The sequence below is a fragment of the Streptomyces sp. NPDC028722 genome, from assembly GCF_040637655.1.
Taxonomy (GTDB): Bacteria; Actinomycetota; Actinomycetes; order Streptomycetales; family Streptomycetaceae; genus Streptomyces.
Genome location: NZ_JBEZWU010000007.1, coordinates 246,563 through 271,623, shown reverse-complemented (window position 1 = coordinate 271,623; position 25,061 = coordinate 246,563). Strand labels below are relative to the sequence as shown.

The window sequence follows — 25,061 nt, the reverse complement described above, 5'->3', positions numbered from 1 at the left end:
CGACGGCGCCGCGTGGCACACCCCAACGGCAAGAAATACACGGGAGTAACAACATGAACCGCAGTGAGCTGGTGGCCGCGCTGGCCGACCGCGCCGAGGTGACCCGCAAGGACGCCGACGCCGTGCTGGCCGCGTTCGCCGAGACTGTCGGCGAGATCGTCGCCAAGGGCGACGAGAAGGTCACCATCCCCGGCTTCCTGACCTTCGAGCGCACCCACCGTGCCGCTCGCACCGCGCGGAACCCGCAGACCGGCGAGCCCATCAACATTCCGGCCGGCTACAGCGTGAAGGTGACCGCGGGCAGCAAGCTCAAGGAAGCCGCCAAGGGCAAGTAAGCGTAAGCGCTCCGCTCTGAGCGCCGTCCCACGTGAGTGTCGTGGGCGACTGCGGGTCCGATGTGGCTGGTCGCGCAGTTCCCCGCGCTCCTCCGGGGCGCCTCAGCCGAAGACGCCGAAAAGGGCGGCCCCCTCCCATCGAGGGTGCCGCCCTTTCGCCGTGGGTGGGGCCTAGCCGAGGGCCTTGCCCGGCAGCTCCACCTTCGCGCCGAGTTCGACGAGCTTCTCCATGAAGTTCTCGTAGCCGCGGTTGATGAGGTCGATGCCGTGGACGCGGGAGGTGCCCTCGGCGGCCAGGGCCGCGATCAGGTACGAGAAACCGCCGCGCAGGTCGGGGATGACCAGGTCGGCACCCTGGAGGCGGGTGGGGCCGGACACGACCGCGGAGTGCAGGAAGTTGCGCTGGCCGAAACGGCAGTCCGAGCCGCCCAGGCACTCGCGGTAGAGCTGGATGTGCGCGCCCATCTGGTTCAGGGCGGAGGTGAAGCCGAGGCGGGACTCGTACACCGTCTCGTGGATGATCGACAGGCCCGTGGCCTGGGTGAGCGCCACCACCAGCGGCTGCTGCCAGTCCGTCTGGAAGCCGGGGTGCACGTCCGTCTCCAGGGCGATGGACTTCAGCTGGCCGCCGGGGTGCCAGAACCGGATGCCCTCGTCGTCGATCCGGAAGGCACCGCCCACCTTGCGGTAGGTGTTCAGGAACGTCATCATCGAGCGCTGCTGGGCGCCGCGGACGTAGATGTTGCCGTTGGTGGCGAGCGCCGCCGACGCCCAGGACGCGGCCTCCAGCCGGTCGGCGAGGGCGCGGTGGTCGTAACCGCCGAGCTTGTCCACACCGGTGATGCGGATCGTCCGGTCCGTGTCCATCGCGATGATCGCGCCCATCTTCTGCAACACGCAGATGAGGTCCTCGATCTCCGGCTCGACGGCCGCGTTGGACAGCTCGGTGACGCCCTCCGCGAGCACGGCCGTCAGCAGCACCTGCTCGGTCGCGCCGACCGACGGGTACGGCAGCCGGATCTTGGTGCCGCGCAGCCGCTGCGGCGCCTCCAGGTACTGGCCGTCCGCCCGCTTCTCGATGGTCGCGCCGAACTGCCGCAGCACGTCGAAGTGGAAGTCGATGGGCCGGCCGCCGATGTCGCAGCCGCCCAGGCCCGGGATGAACGCGTGGCCGAGACGGTGCAGCAGCGGGCCGCAGAAGAGGATCGGAATACGGCTGGAACCCGCGTGGGCATCGATGTCGGCCACGTTGGCGCTCTCGACGCGCGTCGGGTCGAGCACCAGCTCGCCGGGCTCCTCACCCGGGCGGACCGTCACCCCGTGCAGCTGGAGCAGGCCGCGGACGACCCGCACGTCACGGATGTCCGGAACATTGCGCAGTCGGCTCGGCTCACTGCCCAGCAGGGCGGCGACCATGGCCTTCGGCACGAGGTTCTTCGCACCGCGGACACGGATCTCGCCCTCCAGCGGGGTTCCGCCGTGGACAAGCAGGACATCGTCGTTGACGGTCATGAATCTCGCGTTCCGATGAGTTGGTCAGGGGCCGGCCGATCACTGTGCGCAGGGGCCGGGAAGACAGGGTAATCGCCGATCACCCCTCGCCCGTAAGCCCGAGGACCGCCCGGTCGGGTCATGACCGTGTCACAACACGAACGGTTCCCCTCCGGGCACTGCGGGTCACCGAGCCGCCGTACGCGCCGGGGTGGCTCCCCGTGCCCTGAGCTGCGTCCACCTGATTGGCTCCCCACGCGAGGGGAAGATGCGGGATCATGTCTGGCATGACCGAGGTGTCCTCGCTCACAGGGCGGCTGCTCGTGGCCACGCCCGCCCTGGCGGACCCGAACTTCGACCGTGCGGTGGTGCTCCTTCTCGACCACGACGAGGAGGGCTCCCTCGGTGTCGTGCTCAACCGCCCCACACCGGTGGACGTGGGCGACATCCTGGAGGGCTGGGCCGGCCTCGCCGGCGAGCCCGGCGTCGTCTTCCAGGGCGGTCCCGTCTCGCTGGACTCGGCGCTCGGCATCGCGGTGATCCCCGGCGACGCGGACGGCGACGACGCCCCGCTGGGCTGGCGCCGGGTGCACGGTGCGATCGGGCTGGTCGACCTGGAGGCCCCGCCGGAACTGCTCGCCTCCGCGGTCGGCTCGCTGCGCATCTTCGCCGGCTACGCGGGCTGGGGCCCGGGTCAGCTGGAGGACGAGGTGGTGGAGGGCGCCTGGTACGTCGTGGAGTCCGAGCCGGGTGATGTCTCCTCGCCGGCCCCGGAGCGGCTGTGGCGCGAGGTGCTGCGCCGGCAGCGCAACGAGCTGGCGATGGTGGCCACCTATCCGGACGACCCTTCGCTCAACTGATGCGTGTGAGCTTCAGTACCCTGGGCGGTATGAGCACTCTCGAGCCCGAGCGCGGGACTGGTACGGGGACCCTCGTAGAGCCGACGCCACAGGTGTCCCACGGCGACGGTGACCACGAGCGCTACGCCCACTACGTCCAGAAGGACAAGATCATGGCGAGCGCCCTCGACGGCACGCCCGTCGTGGCGCTGTGCGGCAAGGTCTGGGTGCCGGGCCGCGACCCGAAGAAGTACCCCGTGTGTCCCATGTGCAAGGAGATCTACGAATCCATGGGCAGCGGCGGCGACGACAAGGGCAAGGGCGGCAAGGGCGGCGACAAGTAGGCCCGGCCGGCAGTTGGGCGGTGAGATCCCCGGGACGCGCGTGAGGCGCGTCCCGGGGATCTCCGCGTTTCCGCGCAGTTGACTGGTCCAGACCTCTTGTGGGGGTGCCGCCGCAGTCCCTAGCCTTCGATGCGTTGTGCGCAGAGAAACCGCCGTTGCGCAGAGCGCAACGCGCCACTGGGTGAGGGGTTGAGGTCGTGGAACTGATTCCGGCGCCGCGCGCCGTCGAGGAGCCGGCGGACGGCGGCGTGCCGCTCGGCCCCGCCACCACACTGTGGGCCGGCCCGGGCACGGAACGCACCGAACGCTGGCTGCGCGCGACGCTCGGCGCCGCCCTGGGCCTGCCGCTGCGCCCCGGACCCCGGGACGCCCCCGACGGCGTACGGCTGCTCGTGGACGGCACCCTGGAGCCGGAGGCGTACCGGCTCGGCGCCGTCGCCGGCCAGGGCGTCGAGATCCGCGGCGGCGGGCCCGCCGGAGTGTTCTGGGGCGCGCAGACGCTGCGTCAGCTGCTCGGCCCCGACGCCTTCCGGCGTGCCCCCGTACGGCCGGACGCCGCCCTCGGCGTCCCCTGCCGGACCGTCGAGGACGCCCCCCGGTTCCGCTGGCGCGGCCTCCTCCTCGACGTCGCCCGGCACTTCATGCCCAAGGACGGCGTGCTGCGTTACCTGGACCTGATGGCCGCGCACAAACTCAACGTCCTGCACCTCCACCTGACGGACGACCAGGGCTGGCGCATCGAGATCAAGCGCTATCCGAAACTGACCGAAAAAGCCTCTTGGCGGCCACGGACGAAGTTCGGCCACCGCGCCTCACCGCTCTGGGACGAGAAACCGCACGGGGGTTACTACACCCAGGACGACATCCGGGAGATCGTCGCCTACGCCGCCGAACGGCACATCACCGTCGTCCCGGAGATCGACGTACCGGGCCACTCGCAGGCCGCCATCGCCGCCTATCCCGAACTCGGCAACACCGACGTCGTCGACACCACCGCCCTCGCCGTCTGGGACACCTGGGGCATCTCCGCCAACGTGCTGGCCCCCACCGACACCACCCTGCGCTTCTACGAAGGCGTCCTCGAGGAGGTCCTGGAGCTGTTCCCCGCGGACGCCGCCGGCTTCTCGGAGTTCGTCCACATCGGCGGCGACGAGTGCCCCAAGGGGCAGTGGGCCGAGTCCGTGACCGCCAAGACCCGCATCACGGACCTCGGCCTCGACGGCGAGGCCGGCCTGCAGTCCTGGTTCATCGGGCACTTCGACGCCTGGCTCGCCGCGCGCGGACGCCGCCTCATCGGCTGGGACGAGATCCTGGAGGGCGGGCTCGCCCCGGGCGCGGCGGTCTCCTCCTGGCGGGGCTACGCGGGCGGGGCCGCCGCCGCCCGGGCCGGCCACGACGTGGTGATGTGCCCGGAGCAGTACGTGTACCTGGACCACCGGCAGGCCCCCGGCGCGGACGAGCCGGTGCCGCTCGGCTTCGTACGCACCCTGGAGGACGTCTACCGCTTCGAACCCGTGCCGGCCGGGCTCACCGGCCAGGAGGCGCGGCACGTGCTGGGCACTCAGGCCAACGTGTGGACCGAGGCGTTGGAGGACTCCGCCCGTGTGGACTACCAGGCGTTCCCCCGGCTCGCGGCCTTCGCCGAGGTCGCCTGGAGCCGGCTGCCCGCCCCGGCGGAGCGGGACTACGCCGACTTCGAACGCCGGATGACCGCGCACTACCGGCGGCTTGACGCGCTCGGCGTCGGCTACCGGCCACCCGCCGGCCCCCGGCCGTGGCAGCGCCGCCCCGGCGTGCTCGGCCGCCCGATCGAGGGACCGCCCCCGAACAGGTAACGGAAAAACCCCGGCAGCATCACCGAAGAGTGGCAATCCGCGCGCACCGGTGATGCCGCCCGAAACCGGACCATCTCCCCAGTGAGATGGGCGAATGCCTCCTAGCGGACCCCCGCGTTCGAGCCTTGCGAAGATGTGCCAGAGTTGCGTCGTCCGCCCTGTCAGCACGTACCGTACGGCAGCACAGGCGGGACCAGGTGGGGCAGCGGGAAGGGGCAGCCGGTTTGACCACGCACGCACCGCAGGCGGCGCAGGCCGTCACGCTGCCCACGACACTGGACGAGGCGGTGGCGGCCCTCGCCGCCCTGCCCGCCGCCGTCCCCGTCGCGGGCGGCACCGACCTGATGGCCGCCGTCAACTCCGGCCAGCTCAGGCCCGCCGCCCTGGTGGGCCTCGGCCGGATCAGCGAGATCCGCGGCTGGCAGTACCAGGACGGCCACGCCCTGCTCGGCGCGGGCCTCACCCACGCCCGCATGGGCCGTCCGGACTTCGCGGCCCTGATCCCGGCGCTCGCCGCCGCGGCGCGCGCCGCCGGCCCGCCGCACATCCGCAACGCGGGCACCCTGGGCGGCAACATCGCCACCGCCGCCCCCACCGGGGACGCCCTGCCGGTGCTCGCCGCCCTGGAAGCGACCCTGATCATCGCGGGCCCGGGCGGAGCCCGCCGGGAGATCCCGGTGTCGCACCTGCTCGCCGGCATGGAGCTGCTGCGCGGCGGCGAACTCATCGGCTACGTGCGCGTGCCGCTGCTGCACGCCCCGCAGGTCTTCGTGAAGGCCACCGGGCGCACCGGCCCCGGCCGCGCGCTGGCCTCCGTCGCCCTCGTCCTCGACCCCGCCCGGCGCGGCGTGCGCTGTGCCGTCGGGGCCATAGCGCCGATGCCGCTGCGGCCCCTGGAGGCCGAGCAGTGGGTGGCGCAGCTCATCGACTGGGACAACGACCGCGCCCTCGTACCGGAGGCCCTGCGCGCCTTCGGCGAGTACGTCGCCGCGGCCTGCATCCCCGACCCGGTGCCCGAGCCCGACGGCTCGGTGACCCCGCTTCCGCCCGCCGTACTGCACCTGCGGCGCACCGTCGCCGCGCTGGCCCGACGAGCACTGGGGAGGGCGCTGTCGTGACCGACGACCAGCACGGAGAGGGCGCGCCCCGCAGCGGCGGCCGCTGGGACCCGCTGCCCCAGGGCGACTACGACGACGGCGCCACCGCCTTCGTCAGGCTCCCCGAGGGCGGCATCGACGCCCTGCTGTCCGGCGACAGCCCGCTGGCCGCGCCCGGACACGGCTATGTACCGCCGCGGATCACGGCCACGAACCCCGACGGCACCCCGGACGACTGGCCCGCGCCCGAGGGCGGCGCCCACTGGCCCGACCCGAACGCCGCGCCGGCCCCGCCGCAGGCCACGGACGACCGTTTCGCGTACCGGCCCGGTGCCACCCAGCACTGGACCTTCGAGGAGCCCGCGGCACCGGCCGCCCCGGGGCACGACGTCACCGGGCAGTGGTCCATCCCCGTCGCGGGCGGCGACCTGCCGGACGAGTCGGGCGAGTTCACGACGTCCTCGCTGGTCGAGCAGTGGGGCGGCACCCCGCCGGCCACCCTGCCCGGCGGCGCGGCCGCGCCCTGGGCGACGGACGGCGCGGGCCACCCCTGGGACGGCCCCCCGGCCCAGCCGGCGGCCCCCGGCCACCCCGGCCCGCCCGACCACACCGGCACCCACCCGGCCGGCGCCGCCACGGCGCCCGCCCCGGAGGCGTACGTCCCGGAGGACGGGTTCGCACGGGAGGACGGGTACGTCCCGGACGACGGGTACGTCCCCGAGGACGGGTACGTGCCGGAGAACGGATACATCCGGCAGGACGGGCACGTCCGGCAGGACGGGTACGGGCAGGGCCCGGCCGGTCACGCGGAGGACGGCCGGGACGGGACCGGTCACGACGACTTCGGTCCCGCCGGAGCGGCTCCCGCCGGGAGCGCGTTCGAGGACTTCGACCACGCCGACACCGGTCATGGCGACCCCGGTCCCACGGAGGCCGGTCACGCCGGGAACGGTCACGCGGACGGTGCCCGGGGAGACGGCGGTCACCGCGACCCCGGTCACCCGGACGGCGCTCCGGCCGAGCCCGGCCGCACGGACGCCGGTGTGGACGACGACCCGCACGCACAGCCCGCTGCCGCCCCGGAGGCGGAGGCCCACGGCCTCGCCGAGGCCCCTGAACGCCCCGGTGACGCTCCGGCGGGCCACGAGGAGCCCGCGGACCCGGCGACCGCCCCCGGGCCCGCGACAGCGGCGGCCACGGCCGCCCCCGCGGACTCGGACGCCCCCGCGGAGCAGTACCCCGCGGACGCGGACGACCCCGCGACCCCGCGGCCCGCCGACGCGCCCGACCCGGCCGGCCCCGAGGACTCCGCCCAGGACGCCACAGAGGCCCAAGAGGCCACGGACGCCCAGGACATACAGGACGCCCCGGACTCCGCCACAGACGACACCGGGGAACCGGCCGCCGTACCCCTCCCGCCGCACGACGACCACCCTCTGGCCTCCTTCGTGCTGCGCGTCAACGGCGCCGACCGCCCGGTCACCGACGCCTGGATCGGCGAGTCGCTGCTGTACGTGCTGCGCGAACGGCTCGGCCTCGCCGGTGCCAAGGACGGCTGCTCGCAGGGCGAGTGCGGGGCGTGCAACGTGCAGGTCGACGGCCGGCTCGTGGCCTCGTGCCTGGTCCCGGCGGTCACCGCGGCCGGCAGCGAGGTCCGTACGGTCGAGGGCCTGGCCGCCGACGGGGAGCCCTCCGACGTCCAGCGCGCCCTCGCCCGCTGCGGCGCCGTGCAGTGCGGCTTCTGCGTGCCCGGCATCGCGATGACCCTGCACGACCTGCTGGAGGGCAACCCGGCGCCCACCGAGCTGGAGACCCGGCAGGCCCTGTGCGGCAACCTGTGCCGCTGCTCCGGCTACCGCGGCGTGCTGGAGGCCGTCCAGGAGGTCGTCGCCGAGCGCGAGGCGTCCCAGGCCGGTCCCGGCACGGACGGGGACGAGGCACGCATCCCGCACCAGGCGGGCCCCGGCTCCGGCGGCATCCACCCGTCGGCGTTCGAGTCACCGGGAGCGTTCGGCACGCCGCGCGCCCACCACGCGCCGCCCGCCTTCGACGCCACCCCCGACGGGTACGGCGACGCGCGGGACGCGTACGGCGACGCCCCGGACGCGTACGGCGACGCCCCGGACGCGTACGGCGACGCCCCGGACGGGTACGGCGCCACCGCCGACGGCTACGGCGACGCGCAGGACGCGTACGGCGATGCCCCGGACGCGTACGGCGCGCCCGGACCGCAGGACCAGCACTACGGGCAGGACGGAGGCCAGGCGTGAGCAACGAGGCCGGCATCGCGACCACCGCGGCGGAACCCGTTCCCGAGGCCGAACCGTCGCCGCACGGCCTCGGCGTCTCCCTGCCGCACGCCGACGCCCGCGCGAAGACCGAGGGCACCTTCCCCTACGCGGCCGACCTGTGGGCCGAGGGCCTGCTGTGGGCGGCCGTGCTGCGCTCCCCGCACGCGCACGCGCGCATCGTGTCCATCGACACCACCCACGCGCGTGAGATGCCCGGCGTCCGCGCCGTCATCACCCACGAGGACGTGCCCGGCACGCCGCGCCACGGCCGGGGCACGCCCGACCGGCCGGTGTTCGCCTCCGAGGTCGTACGCCACCACGGCGAGCCCATCGCCGCGGTCGCCGCCGACCACCCGGACACCGCGCGGATGGCCGCCGCCGCCGTCATCGTCGAGTACGAGGTGCTGGACCCGGTCACCGACCCGGAACAGGCCTTCGAGGCCGAGCCGCTGCACCCCGACGGCAACCTGATCCGGCACATCCCGCTGCACCACGGGGACCCGGAGGCGGCCGGCGAGATCGTGGTCGAGGGCCTGTACCGCATCGGCCGCCAGGACCCGGCCCCCATCGGCGCCGAGGCCGGCCTCGCCGTGCCCCGCCCCGACGGCGGCGTCGAGCTGTACCTGGCCTCCACCGACCCGCACAGCGACCGCAACACGGCCGCCGCCTGCTACGGCCTGTCCCCCGACCGGGTGAAGATCGTGGTCACGGGGGTGCCCGGCGCCACGGCGGACCGTGAGGACCAGGGCTTCCAGCTCCCGCTCGGCCTGCTCGCGCTCCGGACCGGCTGCCCGGTGAAACTCACCGCGACGCGCGAGGAGTCCTTCCTCGGCCACGTCCACCGCCACCCCACCCTGCTGCGCTACCGCCACCACGCCGACGCCGAGGGCCGGCTGGTCAAGGTCGAGGCGCAGATCCTGCTGGACGCGGGCGCGTACGCCGACACCTCCGCGGAGGCCCTGGCCGCCGCCGTCTCCTTCGCGTGCGGCCCGTACGTGGTACCGAACGCCTTCATCGAGGGCTGGGCCGTCCGCACCAACAACCCGCCCTCCGGCCACGTACGCGGCGAGGGCGCCCTCCAGGTGTGCGCCGCCTACGAGGCGCAGATGGACAAGCTGGCGAAGAAACTCGGCCTGGACCCGGCCGAGCTGCGCCTGCGCAACGTCCTCGCCACCGGTGACGTGCTGCCGATCGGGCAGACCGTGACCTGCCCCGCGCCGGTCGCCGAACTCCTCCAGGCCGTCCGGGACGCCCCGCTGCCCGCGCTGCCCAAGGACATGCCCGAGGAGGACTGGCTGCTGCCCGGCGGCCCCGAGGGCGCGGGCGAACCCGGCGCGGTGCGCCGGGGCGTCGGCTACGGCCTGGGCATGGTGCACATGCTGGGCGCGGAGGGCGCCGACGAGGTGTCCACGGCGACGGTCAAGGTCCACGACGGCATCGCGACCGTGCTGTGCGCGGCCGTGGAGACCGGACAGGGCTTCACCACCCTCGCCCGGCAGATCGTGCAGGAGACCCTCGGCATCGAGGACGTCCACGTCGCCCCGGTCGACACCGACCAGCCGCCGGCCGGCGCGGGCTGCCGGAGCCGGCACACCTGGGTGTCGGGCGGCGCGGTGGAGCGGGCGGCGAAGATGGTCCGCACCCAGCTGCTCCAGCCCCTCGCCCACAAGTTCGGCATGTCCACCGAGCTGCTCCAGATCACCGACGGCAAGATCACGTCGTACGACGGTGTGCTGTCCACGACGGTCACCGAGGCGCTGGACGGCAAGGAGCTGTGGGCGACGGCCCAGTGCCGCCCGCACCCCACCGAGCCGCTGAACGCCGCCGGCCAGGGCGACGCCTTCGTCGGACTCGCCTTCTGCGCGATCCGCGCGGTGGTCGACGTCGACATCGAGCTGGGCTCGGTCCGGGTGGTGGAGCTGGCGGTGGCCCAGGACGTCGGCAGGATCCTCAACCCGGCCCAGCTGACGGCCCGGATCGAGGCCGGCGTGACGCAGGGCGTCGGCATCGCGCTCACCGAGAACCTCCGCACCCCGCGCGGCCTGGTCCGCCACCCCGACCTGACCGGCTACGCCCTGCCGACCGCCCTGGACGCCCCGGACATCCGCATCGTCAGACTGGTCGAGGAACGGGACGTGGTCGCCCCCTTCGGCGCCAAGTCGGTCAGCGCGGTCCCGGTGGTGACGGCCCCGGCGGCGATCGCCTCCGCCGTCCGCGCGGCCACCGGCCGCCCCGTCAACCGCCTCCCGATCCGCCCCCAGGCGGCCGTGGTCACGGACCGGTGAGTACTCCCGGGCAGGAGCCCCGCTACGAACCCCCGCCCAGCGCGGGCAAGCTGATCCTCTGGATCCTGCTGTTCGCCGCGGCGGCCGTGGCCGTCGTGCTGGGCGGGATCTACCTGACCTGAGGCGTCCTTCCTGGTGAGGGCCGTTGTCAGTGGGGCGGCGTAGTGTGCGGAGCAGTCGGGGCACCTGACCGGGGGCCGCGTACGACGGGGTACGCACGCCTGTCACGCACAGGGGAGATCGCGGGGGAGCGATGAGCACGACCGAGGCCGGGATGCCGGCGATCACACTGACCGAGGCGGAGCTGGACCGCTACGTCACCCACGCACCGACGCGCGGCCTGCTCGCCGGCCCCGGCCTGCCCGCGGACACCGGCCTGCTGACCTTCTCCCCGCTGCGCACATACGGCCTGCGCACGCTCGCCGACGCCACGGACGGCCCCCTCGGCCTGGCGGAGGAGCTGCGTAGCCGCCTGGTCATAGGCGAACTGCTCACCCCGGCCGGCATGGCACGCGAGTCGATCCTGCTCGACGGCGTCACGGGCGAGCTGACGACGGCCCACCTGGTCGCCCCGTCCGCCCCCCGCCCCTTCGCGCCCTCCCTGCACACACTGCTGCGCTTCGCCGCCGTCACCGAGGAACTCGCGGGCCTGCGCGGCCGGTTCGCCACCCTGGCGGGACGGTACGGCCCCGAGACGGCGACCGAGGCCTCCCGCCGCCTCCTCGCCCTCTTCGAGGAGGGCACGGGCGGCGAGGTCCCGCCGTACTGGAAGGCGGCGGCACTGATCCGCCCCCTCTCCCTCGTCGCCGGCCCCGGCACGGCGTCGGGCCTCACCCTCGACCTTCCCGCTCGCCTCCTGGACCAGCAGTTCGGGTACGGCAGGGTGGCCCGCTTCGAGGAGGTCGACTTCCCGGCGACGCTCACCCACGAACCGACGCGCCGCTTCCTGCGCGGGACGGGGCTGCCGGAGGAGGCGGTCTTCTTCCACGCCGACACGGACGTGCCGCTGCCGACGCTGCGGGAGTACGTCACACAGGAGCACACCGGCTACCCCACGGACCGGCTCCCGGCCCACTGCGACCACCTGATCCGCCTCGGCTGCCTGCCGGAGGAGACCAGCCTGCTGGTCGACGGGCGCACGGGCGCGGTCCTCACCTTCGACGAACCCGAGGCGACGCTCCACCCCCTCAACACCGACGTCTCCACCATGGCGTTCGCCCTGTGGCTCGTCCACCACGAGCGCACCATCGACGCCCACCTCGGCCACGAACTGGCGACCCGCGCCTACGACCACTTGGCCGCCGCCATGATCGAAACCCTCAACACCCTGGACCCCACCGGCACCCTGCCGTCCACCACCTGGCACTACTGGACGGACCTCTTCCAGGACGAGACGAGCGCGGTGTTCTGAGACGCCGGGTTCCGGTGAATTTCCCCGCATCGGCTCACTTGGCCCGCCCCACCCTCCCTACCGTTGCGCGTGACGAGGTCGGCACACACGGTGATGAAGGGGGTACGGATGACGGTCGACGCGGACGTGGAGCCGCTCAAGGACGAGGTGAGCGAACAGGGCTGGGAGGTGGACCCGGACGACGAGTGGGGAGTCGCGGTCATCGCCACGGTCGGCCGACAGCTGAAGCTCAGGCGTGAGGCGGCGGGCATGCGGGCCGGCGACTTCGGCAGGGCCGTCGGCTACGGCAAGGACATGGTCTACAAGATCGAGAGCGGCAAGCGGATCCCCCGCCCCGAGTATCTCGACCGAGCGGACACGCTGTTGGGCGCGGGCGGACTGCTGTCGGCGATGAAGGAGGACGTGGAGAAGGTCCGTTACCCGAAGAAGGTGCGGGAACTGAAGGAACTCGAAGCCAAGGCCGTCGAGATCGGCGTGTACGAGTGCAGCAGCGTCCACGGACTCTTGCAGACCCCGGCGCACGCTCGAACCCTGATCGAGGCAGCGCAGCCGCCGTACTCGCCGGACGATGTGGACCGCATGGTGGCAGCACGTCTGGACAGGCAGTCGGTCTTCTCCGGCATCCCGGCCCCTTCGATCCACTTCGTGCTGGAAGAGGCGGTCCTGCGCCGACCGGTCGGAGGCACAATGGTGTGGCGACAGCAGCTCGAACGCCTGTTGGAAGTAGGGCGGTTGCGGAACGTCACGCTTCAGGTCATGCCGACCGAGACTGATGCCCACCCCGGGCTGGACGGGAAGATCGAGCTGCTGAAGTTCTCGGACGGGAAGGCGGTGGGCCGCTCTGACGGCGCGTTCAACGGGCGCCCGATCGCCGACCCGAAACAGCTGCGCATCCTTGAGTTGCGCTATGGCACGATCCGAGCGCAAGCCCTCCCGCCGCGGGAGTCACAGGCCTTCATCGAGAAACTGCTGGGAGAAACATGATCCCCAAGGTCGCCGAGAGCGCCTCAGGACTGGCGTGGTTCAAGAGCAGCTACAGCAGTGGCACCGACGGCGAGTCCTGCGTCGAGATAGCCACCACTCACGCCACGGTGCACGTCCGCGACTCCAAGCACACCACCGGCCCCCGGCTCACCCTCACCCCGACCGCCTGGTCGGACTTCGTGGCCCACACGTCCCGGAGCTGACGACGGACGGCGAGAAGGGCGGCATCCCCCGCGGGTGCCGCCCTTCTCGCCGTACCTGGTCGGACAGTCAGAGGCCGTGGCGGGAATCGAACCCGCGTAACTCGCTTTGCAGGCGAGTCCCTGAACCACTCGGGCACACGGCCGTGTTCGTGAGACGAACGTACGGGGGTGGGGGTGAGCGGCTCAAGGGGGACGGGCGGGCTGCAACGGGACTGCCATACGGCGTTCATGAGGGGACTCGGGGCGTAGGACCAAGGGCGGAGGGACGGTCGGGCTCCTGACAGGGGCGAAGGTCCGTTGCGGGCCTTACTCTGGCCTTCATGAGTGCCCTCGAATCCCGTGACCCCGCTGTCCTCGAACCACCCGTCGGGCGTGACGACGGCGTGCTGGGCCGGGCCTACCGGGCGCTGAGTGTCGGGATCGTGTCCGTCGTCGTGCTCATCGCGTTCGAGGCGACAGCCGTGGGCACCGCGATGCCCGTCGCGGCGCGGGAACTCGACGGCGTGGCGTTGTACGCGTTCGCCTTCTCCGGGTACTTCACGACCAGCCTGTTCGGGATGGTCCTCGCGGGACAGTGGTCCGATCGGCGTGGCCCCCTGGGTCCGCTGACCGCGGGTATCGGCGCGTTCGCGACGGGCCTGGTCGTCGCCGGGACGGCCCAGGTGATGTGGGTGTTCATCCTGGGTCGGGCCGTGCAGGGGCTGGGGGGCGGGCTGGTGATCGTGGCCCTGTACGTCGTCGTCGGCCGCGCCTATCCCGACCGGCTGCGGCCCGCGATCATGGCGGCCTTCGCGGCCGGCTGGGTCGTACCGTCCATCGTCGGTCCCCTCGCCTCCGGCGCCGTCACCGAGCACCTCGGCTGGCGCTGGGTGTTCCTGGGCATCCCGGCGCTCGTCGTGTTCCCCCTCGCGCTCGCCCTGCCGCAGATACGGCGGCGGGCGTCCGGCGCGGTGGACGAGGAGACCGGGGCGGGCGGTTTCGACCGGCGGCGCATCCGGCTCGCCCTGGGCATCTCCCTGGGCGCCGGGCTGCTCCAGTACGCCGCCCAGGACCTGCGCCCCCTGTCGGTGCTCCCGGGGCTGGCCGGTGCCGCGCTGCTGGTGCCCGCCGTCCGCGGGCTGCTTCCCCGCGGCACCTACCGGGCGGCCCGCGGCCTGCCCTCCGTGGTGCTGCTGCGCGGGCTGTCCGCCGGGTCGTTCATCGCCGCCGAGTCCTTCGTGCCGCTGATGCTCGTCACCCAGCGCGGGCTGTCGCCGACGCTGGCCGGTTTCTCGCTGGCGGCGGGCGGCGTCACGTGGGCGCTGGGCTCGTTCGTGCAGTCGCGGCCGCGCGTGGCGCCGTACCGGGAGCGGCTGATGACGGCGGGGATGGTGATGGTCGCCGCCGCGATCGTGACCGCCCCGAGTGTGCTGGTGCACTCCGTGCCCGTGTGGACGGTCGCCGCCGCCTGGGGGGTGGGCTGCTTCGGGATGGGGCTGGTGATCTCCTCCACGAGCGTGCTGCTGCTCCAGCTGTCCGCCCCGGAGGAGGCCGGCGCGAACTCGGCCGCCCTCCAGATCTCCGACGCGCTGTCGAACGTCGTCCTGCTGGCCGCGACCGGCGCGGCCTTCGCGGCCCTGGGCGGCGGCAGCACGGCGGCCACCACCACCACGGCGACGGCGGCCGGCACCGGTCATCCCGCCGCCTTCGCGGCCGTCTTCCTGCCGACGGCGGTGGTCGCACTGGCCGGTACGTGGGTGACGCGCCGCCTGCGGCAGCGGTGAGGCTGCGGGGCGGGAGCCGGCCGGCGGGCGGGGTGTGACGTACGCCCTGTTCAGCGGCGTACCGTCCGGCAGGAAGCGGAAAGCGGCGGTGACCGTGCGGCTGTGACGTGGGTCCCACCCGGGGCCGGCCCGGCGTCGTCCGGGCGTGGCCGGCCCGGCGGCGCCGGTAGGGTGGCCCGGTTGTCCTGCGTAGCCGAGCCGCCCGCCCGTCACCCACCGCGCGCGGCCCCCTCGATTCGACCTCATTGCCGGAGACCGTGACTACCACCGCCGCTTCCTCCGCCCACTCCCACCACCTGTCGCCCGCGTTCCCGGGCCGGGCCCCCTGGGGCACCGCCGGCAAGCTGCGCGCCTGGCAGCAGGGGGCGATGGAGAAGTACCTCCAGGAGCAGCCGCGTGACTTCCTCGCCGTCGCCACGCCCGGCGCCGGCAAGACCACCTTCGCGCTGACCCTCGCCTCCTGGCTGCTGCACCACCACGTCGTGCAGCAGGTGACCGTGGTCGCGCCCACCGAGCATCTGAAGAAGCAGTGGGCGGAGGCCGCGGCACGGATAGGGATCAAGCTGGACCCCGAGTACAGCGCGGGCCCGCTCGGCCGCGAGTACGACGGGGTGGCCGTCACCTACGCCGGTGTCGGTGTCCGCCCGATGCTGCACCGCAACCGCGCCGAGCAGCGCAAGACCCTCGTCATCCTCGACGAGATCCACCACGCCGGCGACAGCAAGTCGTGGGGCGAGGCCTGTCTGGAGGCGTTCGAGCCCGCCACCCGCCGGCTGGCGCTGACCGGTACGCCGTTCCGGTCCGACACCAACCCCATCCCCTTCGTGACGTACGAGGAGGGCCTGGACGGCATCCGGCGATCCGCCGCGGACTACACGTACGGCTACGGCTCCGCCCTGTCCGACGGGGTCGTCCGGCCGGTCATCTTCCTCTCCTACAGCGGCAACATGCGCTGGCGCACGAAGGCCGGTGACGAGGTCGCCGCCCGGCTCGGCGAGCCGATGACCAAGGACGCGGTCAGCCAGGCCTGGCGTACCGCCCTCGACCCGCGCGGCGACTGGATGCCGAGCGTGCTGCGCGCCGCCGACCAGCGGCTGACCGAGGTCCGCAAGGCGATCCCCGACGCGGGCGCGCTCGTCATCGCCTCCGACCAGGACTCCGCGCGCGCGTACGCCAAGCTGATCCGGGAGATCACCGGTACGAAGGCGACGCTCGTCCTCTCCGACGACGTCGGCGCCTCGAAGCGGATCGACGAGTTCAGCGACGGCGACGACCGGTGGATGGTCGCCGTACGCATGGTGTCCGAGGGCGTCGACGTGCCGCGGCTCGCGGTCGGGGTGTACGCCACCACCATCTCCACCCCGCTGTTCTTCGCGCAGGCCGTCGGGCGTTTCGTGCGGTCCCGGCGGCGCGGCGAGACCGCGTCCGTGTTCCTGCCGACCGTGCCCGACCTGCTGACCTTCGCCAACGAGATGGAGAAGGAACGGGACCACGCCCTCGACAAGCCGAAGAAGGAGGGCGAGGAGGACCCGTACGCCGACTCCGAGAAGGAGATGGAGGAGGCGAACAAGCAGCAGGACGAGGACACCGGCGAGCAGGACATGCTGCCCTTCGAGGCGCTGGAGTCCGACGCCGTCTTCGACCGGGTGCTGTACGACGGCGCCGAGTTCGGCATGCAGGCCCACCCCGGGAGCGAGGAGGAGCAGGACTACCTCGGCATTCCCGGACTGCTGGAGCCGGACCAGGTGCAGATGCTGCTCCAGAAGCGGCAGGCCCGGCAGATCGCGCACAGCCGGAAGAAGCCGGACACCGAGGCCGACCTGCTGGAGGTGCCGGCCGAGCGGCGGCCGGTGGTCACGCACAAGGAGCTGATGGAGCTGCGCAAGCAGCTCAACACGATGGTCAGCGCGTACGTGCACCAGAGCGGCAAGCCGCACGGGGTGATCCACACCGAGCTGCGGCGGGTGTGCGGGGGCCCGCCGAGCGCGGAGGCGACCGCGGGGCAGTTGCGGCAGCGCATTGCGAAGGTGCAGGAGTGGGCCACGCGGATGCGGTGACGTCCCCGCACGAGGTGCAGGAGAGGGCCGGCCGGACGCGGTGACGCCCGCCCACGTCGGGGGCCGTGCGTATCCGGACGAATGCAGGCAGGCCGGCTCCGGGCCTGCCCGGATTCTGGACGAAGCCTTCCGCTCAGCGAACCGGCTTCGCTACTGTCCCGCTACGCACACGCCCCGTGGCAGCGCCGCCGCGGAGCGCAGCCGTGAAGCGACTCGGCCCGCCAGCCGCCGGGCCGTCCTGCCGATCGGCGGCCTCTGAAGCGCGTCGCCGACGGGACTCGACGACGCATCCGCCGCTCAGGGGCCGCCGGCCTCACCACCAAAGGAGTGGGCGTCGTGACCGCGGAGACCTCTCAGACGCTCGACCGGGGACTGCGTGTCCTCAAACTGCTCGCCGACACCGACCACGGACTGACCGTCACCGAGTTGTCCACCAAACTGGGCGTGAACCGGACCGTGGTCTACCGGCTGCTGGCCACCCTGGAACAGCACGCGCTGGTACGGCGGGACCTGGGCGGCCGGGCCCGGGTCGGGCTCGGGGTGCTGCGGCTGGGCAGGCAGGTGCATCCGCTGGTACGGGAGGCCGCGCTGCCCGCGCTGCGCTCGCTCGCCGAGGACATAGGGGCGACCGCGCACCTGACCCTGGTGGACGGCTCCGAGGCGCTGGCCGTGGCGGTGGTGGAGCCGACGTGGACGGACTACCACGTGGCCTACCGGCCCGGATTCCGTCACCCCCTGGACCGGGGCGCGGCCGGCCGGGCCATCCTCGCCGCGCGGCAGTCGCCGTCCGCCGATCCCGGGTACACGCTCACCCACGGTGAGCTGGAGGCGGGGGCGAGCGGGGCGGCGGCGCCGCTGGTCGGGGTCACCGGGGTCGAGGGAAGCGTGGGCGTGGTGATGCTGACGGACTCCGTGCCGGAGCGGGTGGGACCGCGGGTGGTGGAGGCGGCACGCGAGGTCGCGGAGGCCCTGCGCTGATCCCGCCCCGGCCGCCGGCGCCCTTGCCGGCCCGGCCGCCGGCGCCCCTGCCGGGCCGAGCGCCAGCGCTTGCCGGGCCGCGCGCCAGCGCTTGCCGGGCCGCGCGCCGCCCCCGGCCGTATATCGGCCCCACCTCGGGATCGTGCACTGCCCCTCCTCGGGCCCGTGCACCGGCTCCGTCCCGGCTCGCGCACCGGTCATTCCTCGGGCCCGCGTACCGGCCCTGCGCCGGGAGCGCGCACCGGCCCCTCCTCGGCCCCGCGTACGGCCCCGCCCCGGGCCTGCGTACCGGCGCTTGTCGGACCGCGCGCCGCCCCCGGAACCGGCGCGCCGCCCCCCGGACCGCGCGCCGCCCCTCGGGACCGCGTACCGGCCCCGCCTCGGGACCGCGTACCGGCCCCGCGCCGGGACCGCGCGCCGCCCCCCTGGCCGTGTACCGGCCCCGCCCCGGGCCCCCGCCCCGGCCCCGCCCCGGCCCCGCGCCGGTTCCACCCGGACCGCGCGCCGGTCCGGATCGGACCGGTCTGACCGTGCGCCCCGGCCGGTGCGCGTGCGGTCCGTGCCGGGCGGGTCGGGTGGAGGCGCACGTTAGATTGACTCCGTGCTCTCACGTCTCACACGCTCCCAGGCCCTCACCGTCTGCGCGCTGCCCGTCGTGGCCCTGATCGCCACGGCCGTGTTCGCGCCGCTGCCGTTCTCGGTGGCGCAGCCCGGCATGACGGCGAACGTGCTCGGCGAGAACAAGGGCACTCCGGTGATCACCGTCTCCGGCGCGGCGACCCGCAGGACCAGCGGGCAATTGCGCATGACCACGATCGAGGCGACCGGCCCGGATGCCCGGGTGTCCCTCGCCGACGTGCTCGGCAACTGGTTCCGCACCGACCGGGCCGTCATGCCGCGCGGCTCGGTCTACCCGAGCGGTGACACCGTCAAGGAGATCGAGAAGCACAACGCGGCACAGATGCGGCAGTCCCAGGACGCGGCGGCCCAGGCGGCGCTGAAGTACCTGCATCTGAGCGCGGGCAAGGTCAGGGTCTCGCTGAAGCTCGCCGACGTGGGCGGGCCCAGTGCGGGGCTGCTGTTCACCCTGGGCATCGTCGACAAGCTGGACGGTGACGGCGGCGGCGGCGATCTCACGGGGGGCCGCACGATCGCCGGTACGGGCACGATCGACGCCGACGGCAAGGTCGGCGCGGTCGGCGGGGTGGCCCTGAAGACGCGGGCCGCGCGCCGGGACGGGGCCACCGTCTTCCTGGTGCCGAAGGCGGAGTGCGCCGACGCCGGGTCGGAGCTGCCGAAGGGGCTGCGGCTGGTCCCGGTGACCACGCTGAAGGGCGCGGTCGACTCCCTGGTGGCCCTGGAGAAGGGCAAGGGCCCGGTCCCGAGCTGCTGAGTCTCTACGGGGCGTCCACGGCAAGGATGATCCCCACGCCGCGCTGCCGGGCCGCTACTTCACGACTCCCTCCTCCCGCGTCCGGGCCGGCGCCACGGCTGAGGGTCTGCGGGGCGCGCCCCGCCGGCTCACCCACCGAGGGCCGCCTGCTCCACCAGCGGGATGATCCGCAGCGGAACGGGGTTCTCCATGACGATCGTCGTGGACGCCCGGACAATGCCGTCGAAGCCGACGACCCGGTCGATCACCCGCTGGAGATCGGCGTTCGAGCGGGCCACCAGCCGGCACAGCATGTCCCCGTTGCCGGTGGTGGTCAGCAGCTCCAGGACCTCCGGAACGCTCGCCAGGTGGGCCCGTACGTCGGCCCCTTGGCCCTGGCGGATCTCCAGCGTGGCGAACGCGGTGACCGGGTAGCCGAGGGCCGCCGGGTCCACCTGGGGGCCGAATCCGCGGATGACTCCGTTCGACTGAAGCCGGTCCAGGCGCGCCTGCACCGTGCCCCGGGCGACGCCCAGCCGCCGGGACATCTCCAGCACCCCGATGCGCGGCTCCTCGGCGAGCAGCACGATGATGCGGCCGTCCAGATGATCGATCGCCACGGGACCCCCCGAGATGGTCAGCCTGTACAGAAAGTCCGCCGGAACGGGCGTACCACTGGTCTGATTGCCCAGTGAAGACGCGAACTATTGCGCAGCTTGCAGAGCAGCGCGACTCTTCCGCTATGACGCAGACCACAGACCACACTCCCGAGACGACCGCCCGGCAGGCCGACCCCTTCCCGGTCAAGGGAATGGACGCGGTCGTCTTCGCCGTGGGCAACGCCAAGCAGGCGGCGCACTACTACTCCACCGCCTTCGGCATGCGGCTGGTCGCCTACTCCGGACCGGAGAACGGCAGCCGCGAGACCGCGAGCTACGTGCTGGAGAACGGCTCCGCCCGCTTCGTCCTCACCTCGGTGATCAGGCCGGTCACCGACTGGGGCCACTTCCTCGCCCAGCACGTGGCCGAGCACGGCGACGGCGTCGTCGACCTGGCCATCGAGGTCCCCGACGCCCGCCGCGCCCACGCCTACGCCATCGAGCACGGCGCCCGCTCGGTCGCCGAGCCGTACGAGGTGAAGGACGAGCACGGCACGGTCGTCCTCGCCGCCATCGCCACCTACGGCGAGACCCGCCACACCCTGGTCGAGCGCACCGGCTACGACGGCCCCTACCTGCCCGGCTACACCGCCGCCGCGCCGCTCGTCGAGCCGCCCGCCCAGCGCACCTTCCAGGCCGTCGACCACTGCGTCGGCAACGTCGAGCTCGGCCGGATGAACGAGTGGGTGCGGTTCTACAACACGGTCATGGGCTTCACGAACATGAAGGAGTTCGTCGGCGACGACATCGCCACCGAGTACAGCGCGCTGATGTCGAAGGTCGTCGCGGACGGCACCCTGAAGGTGAAGTTCCCGATCAACGAGCCGGCGATCGCCAAGAAGAAGTCCCAGATCGACGAGTACCTGGAGTTCTACGGCGGCGCCGGCGTCCAGCACATCGCGCTCAACACCAACGACATCGTGCAGACGGTCCGCACCATGCGCGCGGCCGGCGTCGAGTTCCTCGACACCCCCGACTCCTACTACGACACCCTCGGCGAGTGGGTCGGCGACACCCGCGTGCCCGTCGACACCCTGCGCGAGCTGAAGATCCTGGCCGACCGTGACGAAGACGGCTACCTGCTCCAGATCTTCACCAAGCCCGTCCAGGACCGGCCGACCGTCTTCTTCGAACTCATCGAGCGGCACGGTTCGATGGGCTTCGGCAAGGGCAACTTCAAGGCACTGTTCGAGGCGATCGAACGCGAGCAGGACAAGCGGGGCAACCTGTAACCGCCGGGCCCCCGCCGGGCCGTCCAGGGGGGACCGTGGAGGAACGCATCGACCTCGCCGCACCGGCCGTCCGCTGGCTGCGGCAGAAGGACACGCTGCGCGAACCCACGGTCCTCCAGTCGTTCGCCTTCGACGAGGTCCACCACCACCTCTACGTCCTCCAGCTCACCCGCGGCGGCCGGGACGCCGGCGACCTGTGCCTCAACCGCCTCGACCTCCAGGGCCGGCGCCTCGGCCACATGTACCTCAGGGGCTTCGGGCACGGCGTGAGCATGGGCGTCCAGCACGACACCGACGGCACGGTGTGGCTCTGGACCGAGGCCGACGCCGCCGGCGGCTACGGCCGGGGCGTCACCCGCTTCCGGTTCGCCGACGGGGCCACCCGCACGGCCGGGGACGTCCGGGTCCGCCACCCGGTCGAGGGCTCGCACGGCAACCAGCCCACGGTCTGCCCGGCCACCGGCCGCCTGGCCGTCCGCTACCGCCTGCGCGGTACCCCCCGCTACCGCGTCTGGGACCTGGCCGCCTTCACGGCCCGCGACTACGGCTCCCCGCTCGCCGACCTCCCCCAGACCGGCGCCCATCCCGACCCGGCCGCCCCCTTCCAGGGGTACGCCCTGCACGGCGACCACCTCTACCAGCTCGCGGGCTCCGCCTACGACCCGCGCACCAATCCGCCCGCCGGGCACGGCGACACCCACCTGTCCTGCCTGGACATCCGCACCGGTGAACTCCTCGCCCGCCACCGCACCGAGGCGGCGTACTCCCTCGACCACCGTGAGCCGGAGGGCCTCGCCGTCCGCCGCACCGGCACCCCGCGCCTGTACCTGGGGTTCGCGTCGGGGCGGGAGGGCGCCCGCAGGTTCTCGATCTACTACAAGTGATCCCTCATCGGCGCGGCTCCCCGCCCTCCTAGCCCTCCCAGCCCTCCTCGCCGGGGGGTTCGCCGGGTGGGGGTTCGCCCAGTGTCCGCAGTGCCCTCCGGGCCGCCGGTACGCCCAGGGGCGAGAAGTACGGATTGATCCGCAGCGCCTCCTCCAGATGCCGCCGCGCGGGCCCGTACCGGTCCAGCTCGCCCTCGATCATGCCCCGGTGGAACGCGTACAGCGCGCTGCGCACCCCGCCGCCCTTGGTCTTGTCCGTCGCCGCGGTCGCGTAGCTCAGCGCCTCCGAGTCCTCCCCGGCCCGGTGCAGCGCCCAGCCCAGCGCGTCGGCCACCTCGGTCCCCGGCTGCCGCCGCCACTCGTCCCGCAACCGTTCCACGGCGTCCGGCGCCTCCCCGTGGTCCGCCTCGAACCGCCCGATCAGCAGCTCCTCGTCGACCCCGCCCGCCACCGCCTGCTCCACCGCCGTCCGCAACCGCGCGTACTGCTCCGCGGCGAGCCGCTCCTGCCCCCGCGACTCGTACAGCTCACCCAGCTCCAGCAGGACCGCCGGGTCCGGCTGCCGGGCGAGGGCCGCGCGGTACCCGCTCAGCGCCTCCGTCGTACGCCCCAGCGCGGCCAGCGTCCGGGCCCGCCCGACCGATGCCGCCGACTGCTCAGGGTCGAGGCGCAGCGCCGCCTCGAAGTGCCGCAGCGCGTCCGGCAGGTCCCCGCGCTCCCAGGCCAGCTGCCCCACCCCGGTCAGCCACGCCGCCCGCTCGGCCGGGGTGCGGGCGGCGGCCGCCGCGTCGGTCAGCTGGGCCACCGCGTCCTCGCGCCAGCCCCGGTCCCGGTACACGGCCGCGGCCCGCGCCATCACGGCCGGCCGCTCCTGAGCGCCGGTGCGCAGCCCCAGCAGCTTGTCCAGGGCCTGCTGGGCCGCCTTGTGGTCACCGAGCCCGGTGTACGCGTCGATCAGCGGCGGATACGCCGACCACCGCTTGGGCGCCGCCTTCAGCGCCTCCTCGCCGTACCGTTTCGCCGCCGGAAAGTCCCGGCGGGCCAGCGCCAGCGCGGCCAGCCCGTCCAGCGCCTCGGTGTTCCGCGTGCCGCGGACCTCCAGCGAGGTCCGCAGCGCCCGGTCGGCCCGCGGATAGTCCGCCGCGTCACCCGTCCGGCGGCCCCGCTCCGCGTACGCCGCCCCGAGCACCGCCCACGCCCGCGCGTCCCGCGGCTGCGCCCGCACCCGCTGCTCCTGCCGGGCCACGAGCGCCGCCAGGCCGGGCAGCGCGGCCGGCACCCCGTAGGTCACCGCCGTCAGCGCCGGTGCCTGCCGGGGCGGGCCCGCGGCGGGGGGCACAGCGGGCTGCGGCCGCTCCTGCGGCAGCAGCATCAGCACCACGCCCGCGGCGGCACCGCCCGCGAGCGTGGCGACCAGCACCCGCCCCAGCGTCCGCCGGAAACGGCGCCGCGGCCCGGCCGGCCGGGACGTACCCGGCTCGCACAGTCGGTCGTTCACAAGGCCTACTGTGCGTCAATATGACGAACACATCCGGGTGGCCCAAGGGCGGCGCGGACGGGGTTCACACCGATGGCCGCGAGTGCGAACCTGTGATCATGAGCCGTATCGAAGCGACGCACGACGCGGAGACGAGCACTCTCACCGACCGGCTCCTGGCCGGCCTGCCGCCCGAGGCCGTCCTGACCGACTCCGACGTCACCGCCTCCTACTCCCACGACATGGCGAGCTTCTGCCCGGCCGGCGCCCCGGCTGTCGTCGTGCTGCCGCGCACGGTCGAGGAGGTGCAGCACGTCATGCGCACCGCCACCGAGCTGCGCGTCCCCGTCGTCCCCCAGGGCGCCCGCACCGGCCTGTCCGGCGGCGCCAACGCCACCGACGGCTGCATCGTGCTCTCCCTCGTGAAGATGGACCGCGTCCTGGAGATCAGCCCCGTCGACCGGATCGCCGTGGTCGAGGCCGGCGTGGTCAACGCGGTCCTGTCCCGCGCGGTGGAGGAACACGGCCTGTACTACCCGCCGGACCCCTCCAGCTGGGAGACGTGCACCATCGGCGGCAACATCGGCACGGCCTCCGGCGGGCTGTGCTGCGTCAAGTACGGCGTGACCGCCGAGTACGTCCTCGGCCTGGACGCCGTCCTCGCCGACGGCCGCCTGCTGTCCACCGGCCGCCGCACCGCCAAGGGCGTCGCCGGCTACGACCTGACCCGCCTCTTCGTCGGCTCCGAGGGCTCCCTCGGCATCGTGGTCCGCGCCGTCCTCGCCCTGAAACCCCGGCCGCCCCGGCAGCTCGTCCTGGCCGCCGAGTTCCCCTCCGCGGCCGCCGCCTGCGACGCCGTCTGCCGCATCATGGCGGGCGGTCACGTCCCCTCCCTCCTCGAACTGATGGACCGTACGACCGTCAAGGCCGTCAACTCCCTCGCCCGCATGGGCCTGCCGGAGACCACCGAGGCGCTGCTGCTGGCCGCCTTCGACAACCCGGACCCCGCCGCCGACCTGGCCGCCGTCGGTGCCCTGTGCGAGGCGGCCGGCGCCACCCAGGTCGTCCCCGCCGAGGACGCCGCCGAGTCCGAACTGCTGCTCCAGGCCCGGCGGCTCGCGCTGACCGCGCTGGAGGCGGTCAAGGGCACGACGATGATCGACGACGTGTGCGTGCCCCGCTCCCGGCTCGGCGCCATGCTGGAGGGCGTCGAGCGGATCGCCGCGGCGTACGGCCTCACCATCGGCGTCTGCGCGCACGCCGGTGACGGCAACACCCACCCCACCGTCTGCTTCGACGCCGGCGACCCCGACGAGTCCCGGCGGGCCCGCGAGTCCTTCGACGAGATCATGGCCCTGGGCCTACAACTGGGCGGCACCATCACCGGCGAACACGGCGTCGGCGTGCTGAAGAAGGAGTGGCTCGCCCGCGAGATCGGCCCCGTCGGCGTGGAGATGCAGCGGGCGGTGAAACAGGTCTTCGACCCGCTCGGCATCCTCAACCCCGGCAAGCTCTTCTGACCGT

General features: G+C 73.5%; 21 protein-coding genes and 1 tRNA gene. 18 read left to right on the top strand and 4 right to left on the bottom strand.

Annotated elements, in window-relative coordinates:
• The first annotated feature begins 53 nt into the window (after positions 1-53).
• On the top strand, positions 54-335 hold the full coding sequence (locus tag AB0F03_RS14570; protein WP_023550134.1) for an HU family DNA-binding protein: 282 nt from the start codon (positions 54-56) through the stop codon (positions 333-335).
• A gap of 171 nt (positions 336-506) precedes the next feature.
• On the opposite strand, the gene murA is transcribed toward AB0F03_RS14570, so the two are convergent.
• On the bottom strand, positions 507-1,847 hold the full coding sequence (gene murA / locus AB0F03_RS14565) for a UDP-N-acetylglucosamine 1-carboxyvinyltransferase (protein WP_361990661.1): 1,341 nt from the start codon (positions 1,845-1,847) through the stop codon (positions 507-509).
• Between the two features lie 266 nt (positions 1,848-2,113).
• Here murA and AB0F03_RS14560 point away from each other — a divergent pair, with 266 nt between their 5' ends.
• The 10 genes from AB0F03_RS14560 to AB0F03_RS14515 all read left to right on the top strand — a co-directional run bounded on the left by AB0F03_RS14560 (position 2,114) and on the right by AB0F03_RS14515 (position 13,115).
• Positions 2,114-2,686: a YqgE/AlgH family protein gene (locus tag AB0F03_RS14560; RefSeq protein WP_361990658.1), complete on the top strand. Its 573-nt coding sequence runs from the start codon at positions 2,114-2,116 to the stop codon at positions 2,684-2,686.
• Positions 2,687-2,715: 29 nt separating this feature from the next.
• The gene (locus AB0F03_RS14555; RefSeq protein WP_121791220.1) at positions 2,716-3,009 is read left to right on the top strand and encodes a DUF3039 domain-containing protein; all 294 of its coding nucleotides are present in this window, start codon (positions 2,716-2,718) and stop codon (positions 3,007-3,009) included.
• A gap of 197 nt (positions 3,010-3,206) precedes the next feature.
• On the top strand, positions 3,207-4,844 hold the full coding sequence (locus tag AB0F03_RS14550) for a beta-N-acetylhexosaminidase (protein WP_361990655.1): 1,638 nt from the start codon (positions 3,207-3,209) through the stop codon (positions 4,842-4,844).
• A gap of 224 nt (positions 4,845-5,068) precedes the next feature.
• On the top strand, positions 5,069-5,962 hold the full coding sequence (locus tag AB0F03_RS14545) for an FAD binding domain-containing protein (RefSeq protein ID WP_361990652.1): 894 nt from the start codon (positions 5,069-5,071) through the stop codon (positions 5,960-5,962).
• Positions 5,959-8,211, top strand: coding sequence for a 2Fe-2S iron-sulfur cluster-binding protein (locus AB0F03_RS14540; protein WP_361990649.1), 2,253 nt, complete (start codon positions 5,959-5,961; stop codon positions 8,209-8,211). The genes AB0F03_RS14545 and AB0F03_RS14540 overlap by 4 nt, the downstream gene beginning before the upstream one ends.
• Entirely contained in the window at positions 8,208-10,517 is a 2,310-nt protein-coding gene (locus tag AB0F03_RS14535) for a molybdopterin cofactor-binding domain-containing protein (protein WP_361990646.1), read from the top strand. The genes AB0F03_RS14540 and AB0F03_RS14535 overlap by 4 nt, the downstream gene beginning before the upstream one ends.
• Positions 10,514-10,639, top strand: a complete 126-nt coding sequence (locus tag AB0F03_RS14530; RefSeq protein WP_356946018.1) for a hypothetical protein — start codon at positions 10,514-10,516, stop codon at positions 10,637-10,639. The genes AB0F03_RS14535 and AB0F03_RS14530 overlap by 4 nt, the downstream gene beginning before the upstream one ends.
• A 131-nt stretch (positions 10,640-10,770) precedes the next feature.
• Complete coding sequence (locus AB0F03_RS14525) at positions 10,771-11,928, top strand: SUKH-4 family immunity protein (RefSeq protein ID WP_361990643.1); 1,158 nt, start codon at positions 10,771-10,773, stop codon at positions 11,926-11,928.
• 108 nt (positions 11,929-12,036) lie between these two features.
• A complete protein-coding gene (locus AB0F03_RS14520; protein ID WP_361990640.1) occupies positions 12,037-12,912 on the top strand; it encodes a helix-turn-helix transcriptional regulator in 876 nt (291 codons plus the stop codon).
• Complete coding sequence (locus tag AB0F03_RS14515; RefSeq protein WP_361990637.1) at positions 12,909-13,115, top strand: DUF397 domain-containing protein; 207 nt, start codon at positions 12,909-12,911, stop codon at positions 13,113-13,115. Before AB0F03_RS14520 ends, AB0F03_RS14515 begins: the two co-directional genes overlap by 4 nt.
• Before the next feature lie 71 nt (positions 13,116-13,186).
• Here the strand turns inward: AB0F03_RS14515 and AB0F03_RS14510 are convergent.
• Positions 13,187-13,258 (bottom strand) — tRNA-Cys (locus tag AB0F03_RS14510).
• A 177-nt stretch (positions 13,259-13,435) separates the two neighbouring features.
• On the opposite strand from AB0F03_RS14510, the gene AB0F03_RS14505 reads away from it, so the two are divergent.
• From AB0F03_RS14505 to AB0F03_RS14490, 4 genes are all read left to right on the top strand, one after another.
• Complete coding sequence (locus AB0F03_RS14505; protein ID WP_361990634.1) at positions 13,436-14,878, top strand: MFS transporter; 1,443 nt, start codon at positions 13,436-13,438, stop codon at positions 14,876-14,878.
• A gap of 257 nt (positions 14,879-15,135) precedes the next feature.
• On the top strand, positions 15,136-16,935 hold the full coding sequence (locus tag AB0F03_RS14500; protein ID WP_361990631.1) for a DEAD/DEAH box helicase: 1,800 nt from the start codon (positions 15,136-15,138) through the stop codon (positions 16,933-16,935).
• A gap of 336 nt (positions 16,936-17,271) precedes the next feature.
• Positions 17,272-17,913, top strand: coding sequence for a helix-turn-helix domain-containing protein (locus tag AB0F03_RS14495; protein ID WP_361990629.1), 642 nt, complete (start codon positions 17,272-17,274; stop codon positions 17,911-17,913).
• A 601-nt stretch (positions 17,914-18,514) separates the two neighbouring features.
• Entirely contained in the window at positions 18,515-19,306 is a 792-nt protein-coding gene (locus tag AB0F03_RS14490; RefSeq protein ID WP_361990626.1) for a S16 family serine protease, read from the top strand.
• A 128-nt stretch (positions 19,307-19,434) separates the two neighbouring features.
• Here AB0F03_RS14490 and AB0F03_RS14485 read toward each other — a convergent pair whose 3' ends face one another.
• Entirely contained in the window at positions 19,435-19,905 is a 471-nt protein-coding gene (locus AB0F03_RS14485; protein WP_356823882.1) for an Lrp/AsnC family transcriptional regulator, read from the bottom strand.
• 122 nt (positions 19,906-20,027) lie between these two features.
• Between AB0F03_RS14485 and hppD the strand changes: the two genes are divergently transcribed.
• Together hppD and AB0F03_RS14475 are read left to right on the top strand one after the other, a co-directional pair.
• The gene (gene hppD, locus AB0F03_RS14480) at positions 20,028-21,176 is read left to right on the top strand and encodes a 4-hydroxyphenylpyruvate dioxygenase (RefSeq protein WP_361990622.1); all 1,149 of its coding nucleotides are present in this window, start codon (positions 20,028-20,030) and stop codon (positions 21,174-21,176) included.
• Between the two features lie 35 nt (positions 21,177-21,211).
• Entirely contained in the window at positions 21,212-22,060 is an 849-nt protein-coding gene (locus AB0F03_RS14475; RefSeq protein WP_361990619.1) for a Teichoic acid biosynthesis protein C (Precursor), read from the top strand.
• A gap of 28 nt (positions 22,061-22,088) precedes the next feature.
• Here AB0F03_RS14475 and AB0F03_RS14470 read toward each other — a convergent pair whose 3' ends face one another.
• A complete protein-coding gene (locus AB0F03_RS14470; protein WP_361990616.1) occupies positions 22,089-23,558 on the bottom strand; it encodes a tetratricopeptide repeat protein in 1,470 nt (489 codons plus the stop codon).
• Positions 23,559-23,650: 92 nt separating this feature from the next.
• Here AB0F03_RS14470 and AB0F03_RS14465 point away from each other — a divergent pair, with 92 nt between their 5' ends.
• Positions 23,651-25,057 carry an FAD-linked oxidase C-terminal domain-containing protein gene (locus AB0F03_RS14465; RefSeq protein WP_361990853.1) on the top strand — a complete coding sequence of 469 codons (1,407 nt, stop codon included), beginning with the start codon at positions 23,651-23,653 and terminating at the stop codon, positions 25,055-25,057.
• Positions 25,058-25,061: the final 4 nt, after the last annotated feature.

What these genes read in the sequence shown, in the direction of transcription:
- AB0F03_RS14570 (WP_023550134.1), top strand. Translation starts at nt 54, where the DNA reads ATGAACCGCAGTGAGCTGGTGGCCGCGCTGGCCGACCGCGCCGAGGTG.
- murA (WP_361990661.1), bottom strand. Translation starts at nt 1,847, where the DNA reads ATGACCGTCAACGACGATGTCCTGCTTGTCCACGGCGGAACCCCGCTG.
- AB0F03_RS14560 (WP_361990658.1), top strand. Translation starts at nt 2,114, where the DNA reads ATGACCGAGGTGTCCTCGCTCACAGGGCGGCTGCTCGTGGCCACGCCC.
- AB0F03_RS14555 (WP_121791220.1), top strand. Translation starts at nt 2,716, where the DNA reads ATGAGCACTCTCGAGCCCGAGCGCGGGACTGGTACGGGGACCCTCGTA.
- AB0F03_RS14525 (WP_361990643.1), top strand. Translation starts at nt 10,771, where the DNA reads ATGAGCACGACCGAGGCCGGGATGCCGGCGATCACACTGACCGAGGCG.
- AB0F03_RS14520 (WP_361990640.1), top strand. Translation starts at nt 12,037, where the DNA reads ATGACGGTCGACGCGGACGTGGAGCCGCTCAAGGACGAGGTGAGCGAA.
- AB0F03_RS14515 (WP_361990637.1), top strand. Translation starts at nt 12,909, where the DNA reads ATGATCCCCAAGGTCGCCGAGAGCGCCTCAGGACTGGCGTGGTTCAAG.
- AB0F03_RS14505 (WP_361990634.1), top strand. Translation starts at nt 13,436, where the DNA reads ATGAGTGCCCTCGAATCCCGTGACCCCGCTGTCCTCGAACCACCCGTC.
- hppD (WP_361990622.1), top strand. Translation starts at nt 20,028, where the DNA reads ATGACGCAGACCACAGACCACACTCCCGAGACGACCGCCCGGCAGGCC.